Consider the following 17,946-nt stretch of genomic DNA (forward strand, 5'->3'; position numbering starts at 1 on the left):
AGAACTTTAGTGATTGCTGCTGTTAAAGTAGTTTTACCATGGTCAACGTGACCGATAGTACCAATGTTAACGTGTGGTTTATTACGTTCGAACTTTGCTTTTGCCATTGTTAAAATAGCCTCCTTCATTACAAAAAAACTAATTACCTTTATTATATATGATTAAATAGAGAAATACAAATACACTTTACTTATTTTATAGGAATTACAGGTGCTTTCATTCCACTTATCGGATATTTCTGTGAAAGTCTAACCTCTGTTCCTCATTACATTTTATATAAGTAATTCAACATATATTCCGAAAACATACTATATAGGCGGCACAATATAGTATTCTAGCGCATAACTTACAAATATCTCAGCATATATTCTAAAATAATTTGCACAATACCAGTACCTAGCAATAATAAAAATGCTTTCATTAGGGTACTTTTAATAATACGAGCCATCAGGGATAGATTCATGTAGAAAATCCAGATGGCCACTGCAAAGAAAGCCCCTAAGAAGAGCCAAATAAGTTCCATACCGTAGGATGTTGCTAGGAAAAAACCTGTCCCAAAAAACGGCAACAAGAGCAAGCCTAATACTACGCCATATACATTGGTGATGACCTTGCCGTAGATGAATCCTTTCACCACATCTGTCCAAGTCGCCTCACCTGTTGTCAATTTGTATAAGCCGAAGAAAATCGCACTGTTAAACAAAATGGACACCGCTTGAAATAGGAAAAAGACGATGGCCAAACCTATGATAATGGCCGACCCTAAGGCGTCAATCTCACGATAATAGGCAGGCATGAAAAAGCCTACCAACGGCAGTACTAAAGTAGCCACCAATAAACAGAATACCACTTCCAGACCAAAATAGGTAAGTAAACCTTTTTTTATCGTCCCATGCTCTGCAATTTGATCGAATCCCCTACTCTTAGGGTGCCAAATTAATTCTTTTAAATCATTAAACCATGTTGTCATATGTACCTCTTTTCTACTTCCCCACTATTCGGCATAGTCATACTCCTGTGGTAACACTAAATGGTTAGATTCATCTCTTGTCCCAACGAAGTCTTTCTCTGTAAACGGCAATGTAAATTTATCAACAGTTTCAATATGTCCATAGTATTCTGTAATTCGATGTTTCGGAATAATTTTATCCTCAGTAGAATAGTACACTTCATACCAAGGGGTCCCTTTTTCGTGAGATTTATTCACCAAAGAAGATGTAGACATTGTGCTATATTTACGTAGAATATCTAACAAGTATAATTGCTCATCTTTAGTCAACGCTTGTCGATCAAATGATTGATTAACAATCCCATTTCTTCCATATTCTTTAAAGGTTTTATAAATAGATTTAACAACCGGGCCTAAATCCCATGCTTCAAAATCTTCTTCAATAAGAGTATAACCTAATGATGAAACGCTCCCAGCTTGAGCAAAGTACAGCAGTTTATTTAACCGTAAATTAGTTATCGCATCTTCATTAGGAGTATTAGCAACTATTTCAATAAAAAATTTTGCCACATCTATCGCTTTAGCCATAGAGCCACCACCTTTCTATACTCTCATTATACAAAGTCAATCTATGAATTTCAATGCTTATCTAACCAAGAGTAAAAATAAAACTTAATACACTAGTTTATCTTTTTGTAATACTCTGATAAAATAAAGATATAATTATGATAATAAGGAGGTGTTTATTATGATTCATATTCGCCCAGTCTCTGACTTACGAAATAAATTTCCTGAAATTGAAGAAACTGTGATCAACTCAAACTCACCTGTATTTCTCACTAAAAATGGATATGGTACCATGGTGCTAATGAGCATCGAGCAATATTCCACACTGACCATGGATGTAGAAGAAAAACTTGATGAAGCAGATACATTAGCTAGAAGTTCAACGACTCGACTTTCTAAAGCTGAAGTATTTAATGCCGCAAGGAGCTATATCGATGAACAAGCCAACTTATAAGCTAAGTTTTCTTCCTATCTTTGAAAAAATTTAATAGAATTTTTATAATAAAAGGTGGAGATACTCATATAAGAGTATCTCCACCTTTTATGAACTATATTTCAAATATAAAAAAATCCCCACCTAAGTGAGGTTATTGGTGGCGGCACACGGATTTGAACCGCGGACACACCGGGTATGAACCGATTGCTCTAGCCAACTGAGCTATGCCGCCAAGTATATGGAGCTAGTGACCGGGATTGAACCGGTGACCTTATCCTTACCAAGGATACGCTCTGCCGACTGAGCTACACCAGCACTATTCAATCACTAACGAATTAACATGGTTGCGGGGACAGGACTTGAACCTGCGACCTTCGGGTTATGAGCCCGACGAGCTACCAACTGCTCCACCCCGCGATGAAAATGGTGGAGGGAGAAGGATTCGAACCTTCGAAGTCGAAGACGGCAGATTTACAGTCTGCTCCCTTTGGCCGCTCGGGAATCCCTCCAAAAAAATGGAGCTGGCGATAGGAATTGAACCCACAACCTGCTGATTACAAGTCAGCTGCTCTACCGATTGAGCTACGCCAGCACATTTACATACATATTATATATGTCTTTATGTAGTTTGTCAAGAACTTTTTTCTACTCCGTAGTCCTGTTCTTGACTACTTTGATATAATACCACATTTATGATTCCTAACGCAAGTGTTTTATAAAAAATTTTTTAACTTTTTTCAGAAAATTTTGTCATACCTCTCAAAGAATACATTATAACACCACTTTGGATAGGAATAGGTTCGTTCTTTATTACATTTATTACTGACATATCAAAAAATTTACCCTTATTATATAGAGCTTGCCGTTACAACAGTAGTATTTCACAACAAAATATGGTATACTAAATATACAAAAAGAAGAGCCATCAACGTTTGATCGGCGTTAGGCTCATCTCAAGAAAGTTTGAAATGAAAATGTGCCTAACGTATTAAGGTGACCAGACCTTATTCGTTAGGCTTTTTCATTACTTATATAGTAAATCTAAAAGTGCTATGATCTGCATACAAAATAGCTCAAAAATCTCTAAGGAACGCAATTTTGCGTAGTAGCCTTGTGGCGTTCCCTAACTACCTAAATCACTCAAACACAAGAAGAGCACGGCGTGCTCCGAACAAACATTATGAAATACCGTTTGTGAGGAGTATGCCGTGCTCTTCCCGTTATATAATTTCGTTACGAACGCCACAGGCTACATAGCCGAAACAAGTTCGCTTTTCTTTTGGTTGGATAATAATATTTCTCTAATGAATGTATCATCCAATGTAAACAACAAATAGGTATGTTCTAGTACTGGATGGCGATAGCCATACACAACACCTTTGGTGCTATCATGATGATTAGCAGGTTCTTCAAAATCTGGCACTCCGTAGAGATAGAGCAGTAAATATTTAGAATCTCCTAGTGAAATGCCGCGTTTCGTCGTACCAAGCGATGAGTTGATCATGACACGAGTGATTTCGTGTTCCTTGTTATATGCGATTACTACATCCTTATAGCCTAAAAATTCCTGACCATACAGCTTGCCTCTCTCTTCCCAAGATCGATTTGGATCATTGGTAAAGGTATCACCTAATCGGTATCCCATCAAAGAGAAATCTGATTCTGTCATGGTATTAGGCTTAAATGTTTCTAATGTAGTGGCTGGTATAGCAAAACGAGGCCAGTCATGACCCGCAATCATTCCCAAATGCGTGACTTTCCCCTGCTTCAATGAAAGCCATACATAACCCACAGAACTGTTAGAACCTGCTAAAGAGTCACTAGTATAAGTATTCTTCACCAACTGTGAAAACTCCTCTTTTTGAATAGAGGATTTTTTATTTTCTGTTATAGTTTTTTCTTTACCAATTACGCCTTCATATAGCCACAACAAAGAACCATCTGTATTGTCCCGCCACATAGCTCGTGGTGCACCCCAAGCAAAGAGCACTTCACTACGCGTTGCCCCTACATGAACATCTTCATGTAAGAAAATACTAGGCTTATCTGTCCACAATAGCTCAATGGGGTATTTAGAAGCTTTAGAAACTTTAGATTTCTTTGCATCTTCCGTATCTTCTACCGCCTTGTTAGACTCACTAGATGCCTTCTGTTTCTCTTTACCATTGGTCTTGTTATCTTTAGATACTTTAGTTTCCTTAGCTTTCTCAGCGCTACCTGTTTCTAGCGTACTTTCCACAGCGGAATCCCCATCCAACATATCACCAGCATGTGTTTCCACAGCTTTTTGTTTACCTATAGCCTCTAGTTTTTCTTTCAGTACATCCACATCTGGAAATACCCACGGTTCATGTTGTTTCCCCTCTACACGAGCTTTTGCTTCCCCTGCAAGAGCTTTCACAAATTCATCTGTAATCACAAGAGGGGGCACTCGTTTAGCTGTAAATGCAGTTCCCACTAGATCAAGTTGTTCTGCTTCACCTTCCTGAAAGGAAGCTTTCTTCTCTTTTATAAATTTTCTAAGCGCCAACTCTTCTGACATCCGTGTAGTGTCAGCACTGGTATTGATAGATACCTCATGACCCAGTACAGCCTGTGGCTGTAACACCACTATTCCTGCTATTACCATAGCCCCTAAGGCAGCTTTCCAATTAGCTTTCATTGTTACGTCGCTCCTCTAATTTTTCTTTCACCCAAGTAATCCAAGGTGAAAGCCCTGCTTCCTGAGTGCAACTCACCTGAAAAATAGGCACACCTGGTTGTAAGGAGTTAATATCCCGCATGGCCTCATCCATTTTAAATGGTACATAAGGCAATAAATCAACTTTGTTCAACAATACTGCTGCTGACTCTTTAAAAATCAAAGGATATTTTAATGGCTTATCTTCTCCTTCTGTAATAGAAAGAACAGTCACTTTCATATCTTCACCGATGAAAAATTCTGCTGGGCATACTAAATTACCTACATTTTCAATGATGATTACATCCAACGCATCCAAATCTAGTTCAGCAATAGCCTCACGAATCATATTCGCATCTAAATGGCAACCTCCGACAGTGTTAATTTGAATCACTGGTACACCTGTGGCATGAATGCGCTCCGCATCTTTATCTGTGAACAAATCACCTTCAATAACAGCAATGCGATAGTCCTTGGACAAGGTTTGTAACGTCGCCTCTAATAGGGATGTTTTACCCGCCCCTGGAGAACCCAATAAATTCATCACTAAAATGTGTTTATCTTTAAATTGTTGTTGTAGTGTTTCTGCAATGGCATCATTTTTTGCCAATACATTTGTCATTACTTGTACTTCCATAGTACTCCTTTAATCCATATCGATGGATGCCACACGCAATTCTCGGCCTTGTAATTCTTCTACGGCAAAGCTTTCACAGTGTGGACATACATGACGATACTGTTCCATTGAAAATTCTTGATGGCAATCTAAACAACGTCCTTTCATAGGAATCGTTTCAATGTCTAGCTTTGCTCCCTCTGCCGCCGTTCCTTGTGTGACTGCATCAAAACAAAAGTGTAACGCCTCTGGCTCTACGCCAGACAACGCACCAATCTGTACTTGTATAGCATGGATGATGGTGCCTTCATTCGCTTTCAGCGTGTCTAGCGCCACATCCATAATTCCCTCAGCGATGGCCATTTCGTGCATAATACGCCTCGTATAAGCCTTCTAACATCATGGTGGTCGTTACAGAACCAACGCCACCTGGTACAGGAGTGATGGCAGAAGCCACTTCACTGGCAGATCCGAAGTCCACATCACCTACGGTCTGTCCCTCTAACTCATTGATTCCCACATCGATGACAACACAACCTGGCTTCAACATAGATCCGTGCACCATGTGAGCTTTACCGACCGCAGCTATGACCACATCGGCTTGTGCTAGTTCAGCTGGTAAGTTTTGTGTTCTAGAATGGCAGATTGTCACCGTTGCATTGCGCTCTAGCGCCAACAATGCTACAGGTTTACCCACTACTTGGCTACGGCCTAGAACCACTACTTTTTTGCCTGCTAGTTCGATGCCATAATGGTCAATAATCGCCATGCAAGCCTTTGGTGTGCACGGCACATACCCACCTTTGCCAGAGCTAAATAGCCCAATGTTATAGGTGGTTAGCCCATCAATATCCTTCGCTGGATCTAAGGCTCCAATCACCGCTTCACTGTCGATATGTTTCGGCATTGGCATCAACGGTAACACACCATAAATACGTTCATCTGTATTGAATCTGTGAATCACCGCTTCTACCTCTTCTTGGGTAGCTGTTTCCGGCAATTCCACTAATTCAGTATCGAAATTCGCTCCTTTTGCTACCTTTTCCATGAAAGTAGCATACATCTTAGCAGCACTATCGTCACCCACTAACAAAATACCTAGTGTAATGGTCACGCCTTGATTGGCTAGTACTTGCATTTTCTCTTGTAGCACAGCCTTACGAGCCTGTGCTACTGGTTTTCCTAATAATTCTATCATGATATCCTCACATTCAGAATTTTTATTACATTAGTATGTTACACCTATCAGAGTATGTGTAAGCATTCTATCTACATTAACGACTAAAATGAACCGTTATAGATTCTCCTTGTTCTACCGTACTGCCCACGGCCTCATCTTGTGAAATGGCATAGCCCGTACCGGTTGGTTTGAACGTTAATCCAGCTTCATGAACCCAATCGCGGACCTCCCCATAGGCGTGTCCCACAAAGTTTGGCACAATCACAGATCCATCTTTATTACGATGCACCACTAATACATTAGTTCCACCTTTCGCCTTATCTTTGTCATTGTGTTTACTACGAGTTGGTGAAAGCTTATAGTACCGCACTAATTGTGACATCACATCTTGGAATACTGGCGCTGCAATTTGACTACCATAGAATGTACCTTGCGGGTCATCAATCACAACTAAGGCAACAAAGTGAGCATCTTCTACAGGGCCGTATCCAATAAAGGATGCAATATACCGGCCATTCAAGTAACCACCATGTTCGGCATCTAATTTTTCTGCCGTACCTGTTTTACCGGCAAATTGGTAGCCCTCTACGTAGGCTTTATGGCCGCCCCCTTCAGAAACTTCTTTTTCCAAAATATCTGTAATCTGTTTGGCAATACTTTCAGGGATAGGTTGGCCTTGCTCTATATCTTGTGCTTCTCTGAAAGTAGATCCATCTGGGTTCACGATGGATTTAATAATATGAGGTTTCATCATTTTGCCCCCATTTGCCAAGGCCCCAAAGGCTTGTACCATTTGCAATGGTGTTACCGCAATCCCTTGTCCGATAGACATAGTGGCAGTATCTAATTTACTCATTGTCTTCGGATCAAATAGGATTCCATCTCCCTCAGCCGGCAGTTCAATGCCTGTGGCTTTACCAAACCCAAATCGTTTGACATAATCTGTCAAAATATCTCCACCGGTAGTCGTACCCAAGTACACCATGCCCGTATTAATGGAATATTTTAGAATATCTAGTAAGCGAACTTTACCACTGCCTTTACCGTCCCAGTTTTTTATCGTATGCCCATCGATTAGAATGGTACCCGTATCATTGTACACTGTATCTAATTGCCATTTTCCAGCTGCCAGAGCCGAGGCGGCAATAATCGGTTTGAAAGTAGACCCTGGTTCATAAATGCTTACCACCGCATTATTCCGATAATCTTCAAACTTTAATTTATTCACATCCGATGCCATACCACGATTTTTGTTCGCCATTGCCAAGATTTCCCCTGTTTTAGGGTCCATAATAATCATGGCTGCACTGCGAGCCTTTGTATCTGCCATCGCTTTATCCAGTGCACGCTCTGCAATAAACTGCACCGTAGTATCAATGGTGAGATTTACAGATTTTTCTTGATCTGGTAAAAATTGAGACTGTACGGACTCAAAGACAGGTCTACCTGCTGTATCGTTATAAATGCTGACTTTTACCTCATTACTGCGAATCACATCATCTAAGTCTGCCTCTAATCCTGCCTTACCTTCTGCATCGGCTTTGCCATCTTCATTGAATCCCACAAATCCAAGGACCTGCGCTAATAAAGTATCATTCGGATAATAGCGACGGCTCTCTTTATGTAAGGTAATAAAATTGAACTTTGCTTCCTTGATGGCTGCTTCTATACCATTGGAGTTCGGCACATCTAAGAGGCGGTCAATCCACACAAAGGCGGTATCTTCATTTAATTTTTTAATAATTTCCTCTCTGGAAATACGCACATAAGGAGCTAATACATCTGCCACTTCTTCAGGGGATTTCTTAGCCACTACACGCATCATCGTTGGGTCAGCACTAACCGAGTTCACTGTTACGCTCAATGCCAAGGGGTTGCCATTGCGGTCAAAAATAGTTCCCCGTGGAGATTGTAAAACTCTATCTGTTAAAAATTGATTAGAAAACCGTTCAGAATAGGTATCTTTTGCCACAATCTGTACATAGGTATATCGCAATATAATTCCTAATGATATAAAAAATAGAACTAAGAACCACGAACCGGCATTCAAATTTAATCGTTTTCTTGCTGCTTGCACTTTCATGCATGGTACTCCTTTTTCTTTACTCGTTCGTATTTAGCCATTCCTGCCTTATGTAAGGCTTCTGGTGTATTGGGAATATCTCCCGCTTGTACTCTCTGTAAGAGAGTCTGCATTACTTCCTTCGTATAAGGTGCTACTAAATTGGGCAATGTGCGATCATAGCACAAATCCTTCGTGTGTACAGGCATCTGTTTTGCCATATCCATCATGCGTGTTCCATACTGGACTGTAGGTTCTGCATCTTTCGTGCCTCCTCCTAATACATCTGCCACACCTAGGGTTTTTAGATAGTCCACAGCCTCCACTAGATCCTTGGTTTCTCTAAATAAATTTTCATGACATTCCTTCTGCAACCATTTACGTAAATCTGCAGAACCATTGGACACATAAAAGTGAAACCGCATATGTCGCTCTACAAGCCATACCACAAGATTTACAAATTCTTTAGCATAGCCTAAACGGGTCAAGATATTTCGTGCCATAGTGGCACCCACCCTATCATGATTACGATCCGTAATGCGCCCATTGTGAAAGCCTCGAACTCCTTCCATACCTTTCCCTACATCGTGGAGCAAAGCAGCCCAACGCAATACTAGATTCGGCGCCACCCTTTTTACTACTGCTAAAGTGTGGCACCATCCATCATGTACGTGGTGCTCTGGTGCTTGCGGTAAATCCACTAGATGAGTTAGCTCTGGCAATATAGGAATCCGTCGAGACTGACCCTCTATCGTTTGTTGGCAACATTGCTCATTTAAATGACTGCGCACCAACGCATCTAAAGCGAGATCTACATACTCACTAAGTAACATTTTTTCAATTTCTATACGCACTCGTTCTAAAGATAATCCTTCCACACGATATAGGTTCGGCTCTATGCCCGCCCAGGTGGCAGGATCAATAGAAAAGCCTAATTGTCCTGCAAATCGACATAATCGGAACATGCGCAACGCATCTTCTTGAAATCGCTCTTGGCTAGATCCAATGGTACATAAACGGCGTGCCACAATATCTCGTAAACCGCCTACTTCATCACGGACCTCACCACTTTCAGTAAGAGCAAGACCATTGATCGTAAAATCTCGCCGCTGTACATCCTCTAAAAACGTAGAAGGAAATTGTACTGCCACTGGTCGATGACTATCTTCACCATATTGTTCACTTCGATAAGTTGCTACTTCATAGGTATCATCACCCTCTGTAACCACAACCACCCCAAAGGAGGCGCCTACTACATTCGTCGTAATAAAGCCCTCAGTTCGTAGTACGTCGATGACCACCTCCGGCATAGCGGAAGTGACAATATCATAATCGTGAGGAATCCGTCCCATCTGTATATCTCGCACCGCACCACCCACAATATACGCTTCATAATGCGCTGCTTGTAAGGTCTGCAAAATGCGCAGAGCTCCTTTGTAGATAGAAGTCTCTTTGTATGCTTCCATGCCCATACTTACACCTCTCTATTTCTGATGGGCTAACCGATTCGTGATATCCACACCTGTTTTAGTTTTCGCCAAACCGCCTTCACTCGTTTCACGAAGCGCTTCTGGTAAAGCCCGTCCAATGGAATCCATCGCTCCAATCACTTCATCTGCAGGAATGCGACTACGCAATCCTGCCATAGCCATTTCTGCGGATGCCAACGCATGCACTGCATAGATTCCATTTCTTTTCACGCAAGGCACTTCCACCAGTCCTGCCACAGGATCGCAAACTAAACCTAAGACATTTTTCATACATAGAGTCATAGCCGTTACCACTTCTTCCGTAGTGCCGCCCATCATCGCTACAGCACAAGCAGAAGCCATAGCAGCCGCTGTACCCACTTCGGCTTGACAACCACCCACAGCCCCCGCTACACAGGCTTGATTTGTCACTACATTACCTACACCAGCTGCCGCTAAAAATCCATTCACATACGCTTCCTCATCGCATTCGTAGACTTCTCCTACCGCTTGCATCACACCTGGTAAAATACCACAGGCTCCTGCTGTAGGACATGCCACAATGCGGAACATCTTTGCATTTGCTTCATTCACAGAAATAGCATAACGTAGTGCCCGATAAGCTAAATCGCTTAAAAAAAGAGGTTGTCTTTCATCTAATTGTTTCGCTTGCCCTCCAGACATACCACTCTTACTTTTTCTTGTGTCAGCGATGCCATCACGAACAGATTCCTTAAAAATCTGAATACGACGTCGTATCTCAGCTAGGACCTCCTCTTTCGTCGAGCCCGTACTTTCTATTTCTGAACGCAAGACCACTTCGGAAAAGGAAATACTTTCACGATCAGCCAAGCGAACAATGTCTTCAATTGTATCGTATAAATAACTCATAGTATCCTCTATTCCAATGGTTCAAAATACATAACCGAGGAAATGCCCGGCACTTCTTTAATTTGCTGCAATGCCATTGCATCTACATCAGAGTCCGTAGAAATAAGCATGACTGCCTCTGACCCTTTTCGCTTACGGAACACCCGCATGCTAGAAATATTAATTGTTTCTAGCCCCAAAATATGTGTGACCCCAGCAATAACACCCGGTTGATCTGTATGAAAGACAATGATTTGATGCTCTTCCCCAGTAATATCTACATCGATACCATCAATATTGGTCACTGCCACACGACCTCCACCGAGGGATGACCCTGTAACAGACATGTGTTTTCCATCTTTACCGTACATATTGAATCGAACTGTATTAGGATGGCCTGCATCTATTTCCGATTCAATAAAGGTATACTGAAAGTTCTCACGTTCTGCTATCTCCAAGGACTCACGAATACGTGCATCATCTGCATCCATTCCCAGTAATCCTGCCACCAAAGCACGGTTTGTACCATGTCCACGATAGGTCTTGGCAAAAGAACCATATAAGGTCATAGTGACACTGTCAGGGCGCTCACGAAAAATAGACAAAGCCATCTTTCCCAAACGCGCCGCCCCTGCTGTATGTGAACTAGATGGACCTATCATAACGGGCCCAATAATATCAAATATACTACTCAACGTAGGTACCTCCTATTATCTATGTAGGAATATGTTATGTATTATTATCTGTACCTTATATCATACCATATTTGGGGCCTTCTCGTAAAAGAATAGTACCATAGAAAAAGCCTAACGCATTAAGGTGTACCAGACCTTATTCGTTAGGCTTTTTCATTACTTGTTTATAAGCAACTGCTTTTCAATTTCTAATATATTTGGAAAAATTAATCGTATCCCTTTTCTTTGTAATGCCAAAACTTTACGAGCTTTCTTTTCTAATTCTTTCTCTAGTCGCCCATCAACTCTAACAGGCTTATGATAAATAGCATCTATATATTCATTTTTAACATATGAAATACTAACTGGACACATATTTTGAATTAGAAACGCTTTTTCATGCCCTAGTACTTTTCCAAATAAAATGGTATCACATTTTCCATATTTATTAATTTTCGTATCATATATTTTTTGAAATTTATCTATTTGTGAAGAAAAGGGTATCATCCAATATAAATTAGTCGACACATCTAAAAAAGCATAAAAACATGGTCTATCATGTGCTTGACCATCTATAGTTTCCTTATTTTTCATTAAATATGGATCTGGAAAATCTACAAAATATTGATCGTTTATATAATAAAAGTGACCTGTTTTCATAAACCCTCCCTAAAAAATAGACTCCATTCTTTCGAATGGAGTCTACATATTTGAGCTCGAATACTTATTGAGTCGCATATCGAGTAGCGACAACCATTTGAACTTAATCTTATTTTAGTTGCTTATTAAGTAACAACAATGATTTGAGATAGTACTCTCTACACCCATAGTATACTCGTTAAAAAAGGTGAAGTCAACACTAACCTTTTTTCCAAAAGAAATGCATTTAGCATTATCAGTTTTGTTGCGTTCCATTCTATCTACATCACGAAAACACAAGAAGAGCACGGCGTGTCCCGAACAAACAGAATATAATACTGTTTGAGAGGGAGATACCGTACTCTTCCTGTTACATTATTCAGTTAGCAACGTCTATATAGCCACATAAAATCTTATGCTTTTTCGTTTAAACGTTTAAACAATTCAGCAATTTGTGCTTGTTGCGTTGCTGCTAATGCTCGCAATTCTGCTATTTCATCTTTTTGAGCGCTATTTTGTACTTCCAATGCAGATACTTTATCTTGCAATGTGTAAGATGCACTGATTGGTCCTTGACGGAATGTGTCTTTCACTGCTGTTTCATCTGCACGAGAACCAAATTTCCAAGTTACGCTAGCATTTGCCATTGTTTCACTACTACGTCCATTGAAAGATGCACCTACATGGAATAAAGTAGATTCATTTTTATAATGGTTTACACCTAATGCCAAAGCACTAGATCCTTTGTAATGACCTACACCTGCAGAAATTTGAGTTGGTTCTAATGGATCGTATTGGATTGTTTGTAAACCAGCCAAGGCTGCTGCTTGAGCACCAGAACGGTTCACACGATTACCTACTTCAGCTACTGCATTAGCTACTCCTTTTAATTGAGATACATTCACTGCATCTGTATCACCAACACCTGGTGCTACATTAGTAATTCTGTTATTGCCATTATCTAAACCATTAGTTGTCAAGGAAACAGGTTGTTTAGTTTTATCAGCTGGAGTTACTTTGATACCATTTCCATCCATTTTAGTAGAAGAACCATCTTTACCAGTAGTTGTTACACTATCCAATTTCAAGTCACGATTCACGTCTACTTTTACATATGTAGTAGTTACTGTAGCACCATCTCTATCTGCTTTAGCATCTACTACCATAGATACAGTGGTATTATCACCGTTCGCAAATTTTACGTTATCCTTAGGGTTCACTCGTTCATACGTTTTTTTCTCAGTGCTGAACGCTTTATCTGTAGAGCCGATACCGATGTCCCAACCAGATTTTTGGATTGCTGTAGCTACAGAGTTACCTGTTACATACGCATCACCATCGTTTGTTACTGTGTCTGTTGGTTTAATTGGAAGTTCTTCTTTCATGGCTTTGCCAGTTTTAGGGTCTTTTTTATAGATTTTACCATCTGCACCACGTACACCCTTAACTTCTTTACCATCTGCACCAGTAATGATCACAGTATTTGTTACACGACCTTCTTTTAAAGATACATTAATTTCACGAGTACCATCTTCTAATGTTTTACCAGTTACAGATACGCCTTTAGAACCTGTAAATTCTACCTTGTTAGCATTACGAACTTGTTCTGTATAGCCATTATCTTTAGCAGCTACTACGAAGCCCATGTTTTGTAAATCCCCAACAGTAGCTACATTATTAGGATTAGAGTTTGCAAAGTTCACAAGACCTGCTTTATCAGCATTCTCTGGTTTTGCCACTGGTGTTTGTTCATCTACATCAGGTTTTGGCTCACCATTTACTAAATCATCAGCCTTATACCAGTTACCATCATTACCTTTTTCAAGAATATCACCAGCTTTATTTTTTGTAACCAATGGACTTGTTGCAGGTGTAGCACCCTCTTTTGGTTGTCCATTAGGTTTTACTTGATCTGCTGGGTACCATTTACCATCATTTGCTAATTTTACATCATCAGCCGGTTTAAAAGTCTCTGCACCATTAGCCACATTACCTAATTGTGTTGGGCTATTTGTAGGTGTTTTACCTTTTTCAGGAGCTGGATTTACCAAGGATGTTTTTAATGGATTTGCTTTTGGATCAATTGGTTTAATTACTGTACCATCTTCTGTAATAGGTTCACCTTTATCATTTGTTCCCACTGCTGGTTTACCGTCTGAAGTAATAGGCTGACCTTTTTCATTTACTGGATAGAAGTTATCACCAACTTTAGATACTGGTTTTCCATCTTTATCTGTGTATGTAATAGGAAGACCTGTTACATTGTATGTTACATCGCTAGATTTACCATCTTTAGACGTCGTTACTACTGCTGTTGTATTGGCACCATCTACAAAGTTAACAGTGTCATATGGTTTCACAAAGTCACGTGCTTCACCATTGTTTTTCAAATTCCAGCCTGCATTTAATACGTCACCTACAGTAGCTGCATTGTTAGCAATTTTCGGCAATTCTTCTGCTGTTGGGCCTTCAGAATCTGTAGTTGGAGCAGTTGTACCTGGTTTCGCACCTGGTAAATTGCCTGCTACATTCGTGATATTAACTGGATCGTTATTGTCGCCTTTACCTACTTTTAAGCCATCTGCTGTTGGAGCTAAGTTAACTTTATTGCCAGCCCCATCATTTAAATCAAGAGTTTTAAACTCTGGGTTATCTACTGTTTTGAAAGTAAATTTATTTGGAGTGCTGTGATCAATTTCAATATTTTTACCAGCATCAAACGTTACTTTTGTACTAGGTTTAACGTTATCATCTGCACCAATTGTTTTACCATCTTTTTCCGCAGAAGCAATCCAATAGGAATCATTAATAGCTTTTGCCACTGTATCTACAGTTGCCACTTTACCTTTATCTGCATCTGCAACTTTTGGCGCACCATTTTCATTAGTAATATCGCCTGCATCTACCGTGATATTACCGTCTTTATCTTTTTTAAGACCATTGCCAAGTTTTACATCAAATTTTACAGTAGATACTTTATTATCTGTTGTTTCTACTACAGCTGTTGTACCTTCACCATTGATAAAGTTTACAGTGTCATATGGTTTAACAAAATCTTTAGCATCTCCATTGTTTTGCAAGTTCCAACCTGCATTTAATACATCTCCTACAGTAGCTGCATTATTTGCAATTTTCTTTGCATCTTCCTCTGTTGGACCTACACCAGTTGTAGTTGGAGCATCTGTACCTTTTTTCGCACCTGGTAAGTTGCCTGCTACATTATCCAATGTAGTTGGAGATTTTGTTCCTTCTGGTCCATTAATACTTGTTTTGATTGGACCTGTTACAGGATCACCAGAACCATCTGGATTTTTGCTGAAAATTGGGTTCCCTTTGTCATCTTTTTTACCAGTAGGATATACACGGTCACCATTTTCATCTGTATACACAACAGGAGCTGCTGCGTTATTGGCCACTGCTTGATCGTTCACATCCACAGTAATTGTACGTACACCATTTTCATCTGTTTTACCAGAAACAGTAGCACTACCTGTACCTACGAATTTCACTTCATTAGCATTTTTTACAGCTTCAGAGTATGGCTTACCTAAATCACCTGTTGTTTTATCAGCAGATACAACCCATCCCATGTTACGTAAATCACCTACAGTGGCTGCTGTATTATCACTTACTGTTGGAGCAGATCCATCTTTTGGCTTAGATAAATCAACTAGACCTTTTTTAGCATCTGGAGAATCTGGTGTTGTTTCAGCATATGGTTTTAAACCAGATGTCACATTCGTAATATTAGCAGGTTCGTTATTATCGCCTTTACCTAATTTTAGACCATCCGCTGTTGGAGCTAAGTTAACTTTATTGCCATCTTTATCTTTTAAATCAACACCTGTAAACTCTGGCTTATCTACTGTTTTAAAAGTAAATTTATTTGGAGTGCTGTGATCAATTTCAATGTTTTTACCAGCGTCAAAAGTTACTTTACCGCTAGGGTTAATTTTATCGTCTGTACCAATTACTTCGCCATCTTTTTCTGCAGATGCTGTCCAATAAGAGTTATTAATAGCATCTGCTACATTACCTGCAGTAGCTACTTTATCTTTATCTGCATCTTCCACTTTTGGGGCACCATTTTCATTTGTAATATTGCCTGTATCTACGCCGATATTACCGTCTTTATCTTTTTTCAAACCTGTGCCAAGTTTTACATCAAATTTTACAGTGGATACTTTATTATCTGTTGTTTCTACTACAGCTGTTGTACCTTCACCATTGATAAAGTTTACAGTGTCATATGGTTTAACAAGATCTTTAGCGTCTCCATTGTTTTGTAAGTTCCAACCTGCATTTAATACATCGCCTACAGTAGCCGCATTCTTTTTGATATTTGGTAAGTCTGCTGCCACTGGACCTTCAGAAGATGTTGTAGGTTCTTCAGTTCCTTCTTTTGCACCTGGTAGGTTACCTGCTACATTCATAATTGGTTTGTTATTCATGTTAATGCCATCAGCATTAGTTACAATACCACCTACATTAGTGCTGTCCAATCCTTTTAAATCTTTTGCCAATTTAAATGTTAAAGTGTTGCCATTTTCGTAATTTACACCGATATTATCATTAGATAATTTAGTTTTATCTGCACCACCTAACAAGTTCAAACGGCTTTCTTTCATACTTCTGCTTACAATTTTCTTTTTATCTGCATCCGCTTTTTTCGCATCCGCATCAGCACCTGTTACCTCGCCTTTATCAGCATCGTCACCAGCATATAAGAATGTTGGATCTATTGTCATGTTATTCAAAATGCCATATAACTGAGAACCATTGATACCATCAGTGGAAGTTTCAGATACTTCACCAGCGGCTACGTTCTTTAACTGACGTTCATAACCTGCTTTACCAATAGATACTACGTCACCTTTACCAGTTGTGGAACCACCACTCCAATTGTATGTATGTCCATTAACCGTTACAGATGTTTGTTTCGTACCTTCTTTATCTGTTACTGAACCACCACCTAGTGCTACAGAGTTATCAAATGTTGCTGTCGCTCCAGAACCAAGTGCAGTAGCATTGACTTTCTCTGCAGCCGCACCTGTACCAAGAGCCACAGAAATATCTCCAGCTTGCGCTTTTACACCGATGGCAATAGCTGCTTCACCAGATTTAGTATCTTTATAACGACCACCATCTGTATGTAAGTTTTTACCTGTAAGGTCAGTATAAGCAGCACCAACAGTACCTGTTACTTTATTTCCATCAGAGTTTGTATATGTCGTAGTGGCTGCAACTGCTCTATCTACGTCATCATTACCAATAGCAATGGAAGAGTTACCGTATGCCATTGTATTAGCACCTAATGCAACAGATTGATCTCCAAAGGCTTTAGCCCCTTCATGTCTCGCATTACCAGCACCAATTGCAACGGATTGAGAGGATTTTTTCTCATTACCTCTACCGTCAAAACCTGCGAAAGCATGTCTACCAATGACAATGTTACCTGCTCCATTAGCGTCAGTTTCATCACCAATAACAACATTGTTACCTTGTCTACTTGCATTAGCATCCCTACCAATAGCAATACTACTGCTATTAGTTAAAGCAGTGCCTTTATCGATTGTATTATCCGTAGTACTACCAATAGCAACCCCTGCTTCTACTGTATCTACACCTACTGCCATAGGACCTACCACCATAGCCATAGCTGCTGTAGCAACTACCACAGCTTTTGTCTTGTTACGGCCTACTCGTTTTGCTAATTCAGATACTACTACGTAACATCCTTTTGTTTTGCTCCAAACTACTTTGTAAATTTGATTTAATCCCATTTGATTCCCTATCCTTTCTTA

14 protein-coding genes and 5 tRNA genes are annotated in these 17,946 nt (G+C 39.9%); 1 reads left to right on the forward strand and 18 read right to left on the reverse strand.

The window, feature by feature from the left end; genetic code table 11:
* From EO111_RS07820 to EO111_RS07830, 3 genes are all read right to left on the reverse strand, one after another.
* On the reverse strand, positions 1-107 hold a 107-nt coding region (locus EO111_RS07820), incomplete at its 3' end, for a GTP-binding protein (RefSeq protein ID WP_149306083.1).
* A gap of 239 nt (positions 108-346) precedes the next feature.
* Positions 347-970: a hypothetical protein gene (locus tag EO111_RS07825; protein WP_009353492.1), complete on the reverse strand. Its 624-nt coding sequence runs from the start codon at positions 968-970 to the stop codon at positions 347-349.
* 24 nt (positions 971-994) lie between these two features.
* Positions 995-1,537, reverse strand: a complete 543-nt coding sequence (locus tag EO111_RS07830; protein WP_127011208.1) for a Panacea domain-containing protein — start codon at positions 1,535-1,537, stop codon at positions 995-997.
* Between the two features lie 160 nt (positions 1,538-1,697).
* On the opposite strand from EO111_RS07830, the gene EO111_RS07835 reads away from it, so the two are divergent.
* Complete coding sequence (locus EO111_RS07835) at positions 1,698-1,970, forward strand: type II toxin-antitoxin system Phd/YefM family antitoxin (protein ID WP_127011209.1); 273 nt, start codon at positions 1,698-1,700, stop codon at positions 1,968-1,970.
* A 137-nt stretch (positions 1,971-2,107) separates the two neighbouring features.
* On the opposite strand, the gene EO111_RS07840 is transcribed toward EO111_RS07835, so the two are convergent.
* The 15 genes from EO111_RS07840 to EO111_RS07910 form a co-directional block, all read right to left on the reverse strand.
* Positions 2,108-2,184: transfer RNA gene (locus EO111_RS07840), tRNA-Met, on the reverse strand.
* A gap of 7 nt (positions 2,185-2,191) precedes the next feature.
* Positions 2,192-2,267: transfer RNA gene (locus EO111_RS07845), tRNA-Thr, on the reverse strand.
* A 26-nt stretch (positions 2,268-2,293) separates the two neighbouring features.
* Positions 2,294-2,369 (reverse strand) — tRNA-Met (locus tag EO111_RS07850).
* 7 nt (positions 2,370-2,376) lie between these two features.
* Positions 2,377-2,461, reverse strand: a tRNA-Tyr gene (locus tag EO111_RS07855).
* Positions 2,462-2,468: 7 nt separating this feature from the next.
* Positions 2,469-2,544: transfer RNA gene (locus EO111_RS07860), tRNA-Thr, on the reverse strand.
* A 657-nt stretch (positions 2,545-3,201) separates the two neighbouring features.
* The gene (locus EO111_RS07865; protein ID WP_127011210.1) at positions 3,202-4,614 is read right to left on the reverse strand and encodes a hypothetical protein; all 1,413 of its coding nucleotides are present in this window, start codon (positions 4,612-4,614) and stop codon (positions 3,202-3,204) included.
* On the reverse strand, positions 4,604-5,269 hold the full coding sequence (hypB, locus tag EO111_RS07870) for a hydrogenase nickel incorporation protein HypB (RefSeq protein WP_127011211.1): 666 nt from the start codon (positions 5,267-5,269) through the stop codon (positions 4,604-4,606). Before hypB ends, EO111_RS07865 begins: the two co-directional genes overlap by 11 nt.
* Before the next feature lie 9 nt (positions 5,270-5,278).
* On the reverse strand, positions 5,279-5,620 hold the full coding sequence (hypA, locus tag EO111_RS07875; RefSeq protein ID WP_127011212.1) for a hydrogenase maturation nickel metallochaperone HypA: 342 nt from the start codon (positions 5,618-5,620) through the stop codon (positions 5,279-5,281).
* Entirely contained in the window at positions 5,598-6,446 is an 849-nt protein-coding gene (locus EO111_RS07880; protein ID WP_127011213.1) for a bifunctional 5,10-methylenetetrahydrofolate dehydrogenase/5,10-methenyltetrahydrofolate cyclohydrolase, read from the reverse strand. The genes hypA and EO111_RS07880 overlap by 23 nt, the downstream gene beginning before the upstream one ends.
* 76 nt (positions 6,447-6,522) lie before the next feature.
* Positions 6,523-8,511, reverse strand: coding sequence for a penicillin-binding transpeptidase domain-containing protein (locus tag EO111_RS07885; protein ID WP_127011214.1), 1,989 nt, complete (start codon positions 8,509-8,511; stop codon positions 6,523-6,525).
* Positions 8,508-9,962 carry a CCA tRNA nucleotidyltransferase gene (locus tag EO111_RS07890; RefSeq protein ID WP_240642264.1) on the reverse strand — a complete coding sequence of 485 codons (1,455 nt, stop codon included), beginning with the start codon at positions 9,960-9,962 and terminating at the stop codon, positions 8,508-8,510. Before EO111_RS07890 ends, EO111_RS07885 begins: the two co-directional genes overlap by 4 nt.
* 12 nt (positions 9,963-9,974) lie before the next feature.
* Positions 9,975-10,850, reverse strand: a complete 876-nt coding sequence (gene sdaAA / locus EO111_RS07895) for an L-serine ammonia-lyase, iron-sulfur-dependent, subunit alpha (RefSeq protein WP_009353484.1) — start codon at positions 10,848-10,850, stop codon at positions 9,975-9,977.
* Positions 10,851-10,858: 8 nt separating this feature from the next.
* Positions 10,859-11,524 (reverse strand): L-serine ammonia-lyase, iron-sulfur-dependent subunit beta, encoded by a 666-nt coding sequence (gene sdaAB / locus EO111_RS07900; RefSeq protein WP_009353469.1) that lies wholly within the window; start codon positions 11,522-11,524, stop codon positions 10,859-10,861.
* Between the two features lie 156 nt (positions 11,525-11,680).
* Positions 11,681-12,163: a type III toxin-antitoxin system CptIN family toxin gene (gene cptIN / locus EO111_RS07905; protein WP_127011215.1), complete on the reverse strand. Its 483-nt coding sequence runs from the start codon at positions 12,161-12,163 to the stop codon at positions 11,681-11,683.
* A gap of 392 nt (positions 12,164-12,555) precedes the next feature.
* Positions 12,556-17,925, reverse strand: coding sequence for an ESPR-type extended signal peptide-containing protein (locus tag EO111_RS07910; RefSeq protein WP_127011216.1), 5,370 nt, complete (start codon positions 17,923-17,925; stop codon positions 12,556-12,558).
* Positions 17,926-17,946 lie beyond the last annotated feature (21 nt).

It is taken from the genome of Veillonella sp. CHU594, from assembly GCF_003992265.1.
GTDB lineage: Bacteria > Bacillota > Negativicutes > Veillonellales > Veillonellaceae > F0422.

Bases quoted from the DNA above. Each gene is read 5' to 3' on its own strand.
- sdaAA (WP_009353484.1), bottom strand. From the start codon at position 10,850: ATGAGTTATTTATACGATACAATTGAAGACATTGTTCGCTTGGCTGAT.
- EO111_RS07910 (WP_127011216.1), bottom strand. From the start codon at position 17,925: ATGGGATTAAATCAAATTTACAAAGTAGTTTGGAGCAAAACAAAAGGA.
- EO111_RS07890 (WP_240642264.1), bottom strand. From the start codon at position 9,962: ATGGGCATGGAAGCATACAAAGAGACTTCTATCTACAAAGGAGCTCTG.
- EO111_RS07865 (WP_127011210.1), bottom strand. From the start codon at position 4,614: ATGAAAGCTAATTGGAAAGCTGCCTTAGGGGCTATGGTAATAGCAGGA.
- hypA (WP_127011212.1), bottom strand. From the start codon at position 5,620: ATGCACGAAATGGCCATCGCTGAGGGAATTATGGATGTGGCGCTAGAC.
- EO111_RS07880 (WP_127011213.1), bottom strand. From the start codon at position 6,446: ATGATAGAATTATTAGGAAAACCAGTAGCACAGGCTCGTAAGGCTGTG.
- EO111_RS07835 (WP_127011209.1), top strand. From the start codon at position 1,698: ATGATTCATATTCGCCCAGTCTCTGACTTACGAAATAAATTTCCTGAA.
- hypB (WP_127011211.1), bottom strand. From the start codon at position 5,269: ATGGAAGTACAAGTAATGACAAATGTATTGGCAAAAAATGATGCCATT.
- cptIN (WP_127011215.1), bottom strand. From the start codon at position 12,163: ATGAAAACAGGTCACTTTTATTATATAAACGATCAATATTTTGTAGAT.
- EO111_RS07885 (WP_127011214.1), bottom strand. From the start codon at position 8,511: ATGAAAGTGCAAGCAGCAAGAAAACGATTAAATTTGAATGCCGGTTCG.
- EO111_RS07830 (WP_127011208.1), bottom strand. From the start codon at position 1,537: ATGGCTAAAGCGATAGATGTGGCAAAATTTTTTATTGAAATAGTTGCT.
- EO111_RS07825 (WP_009353492.1), bottom strand. From the start codon at position 970: ATGACAACATGGTTTAATGATTTAAAAGAATTAATTTGGCACCCTAAG.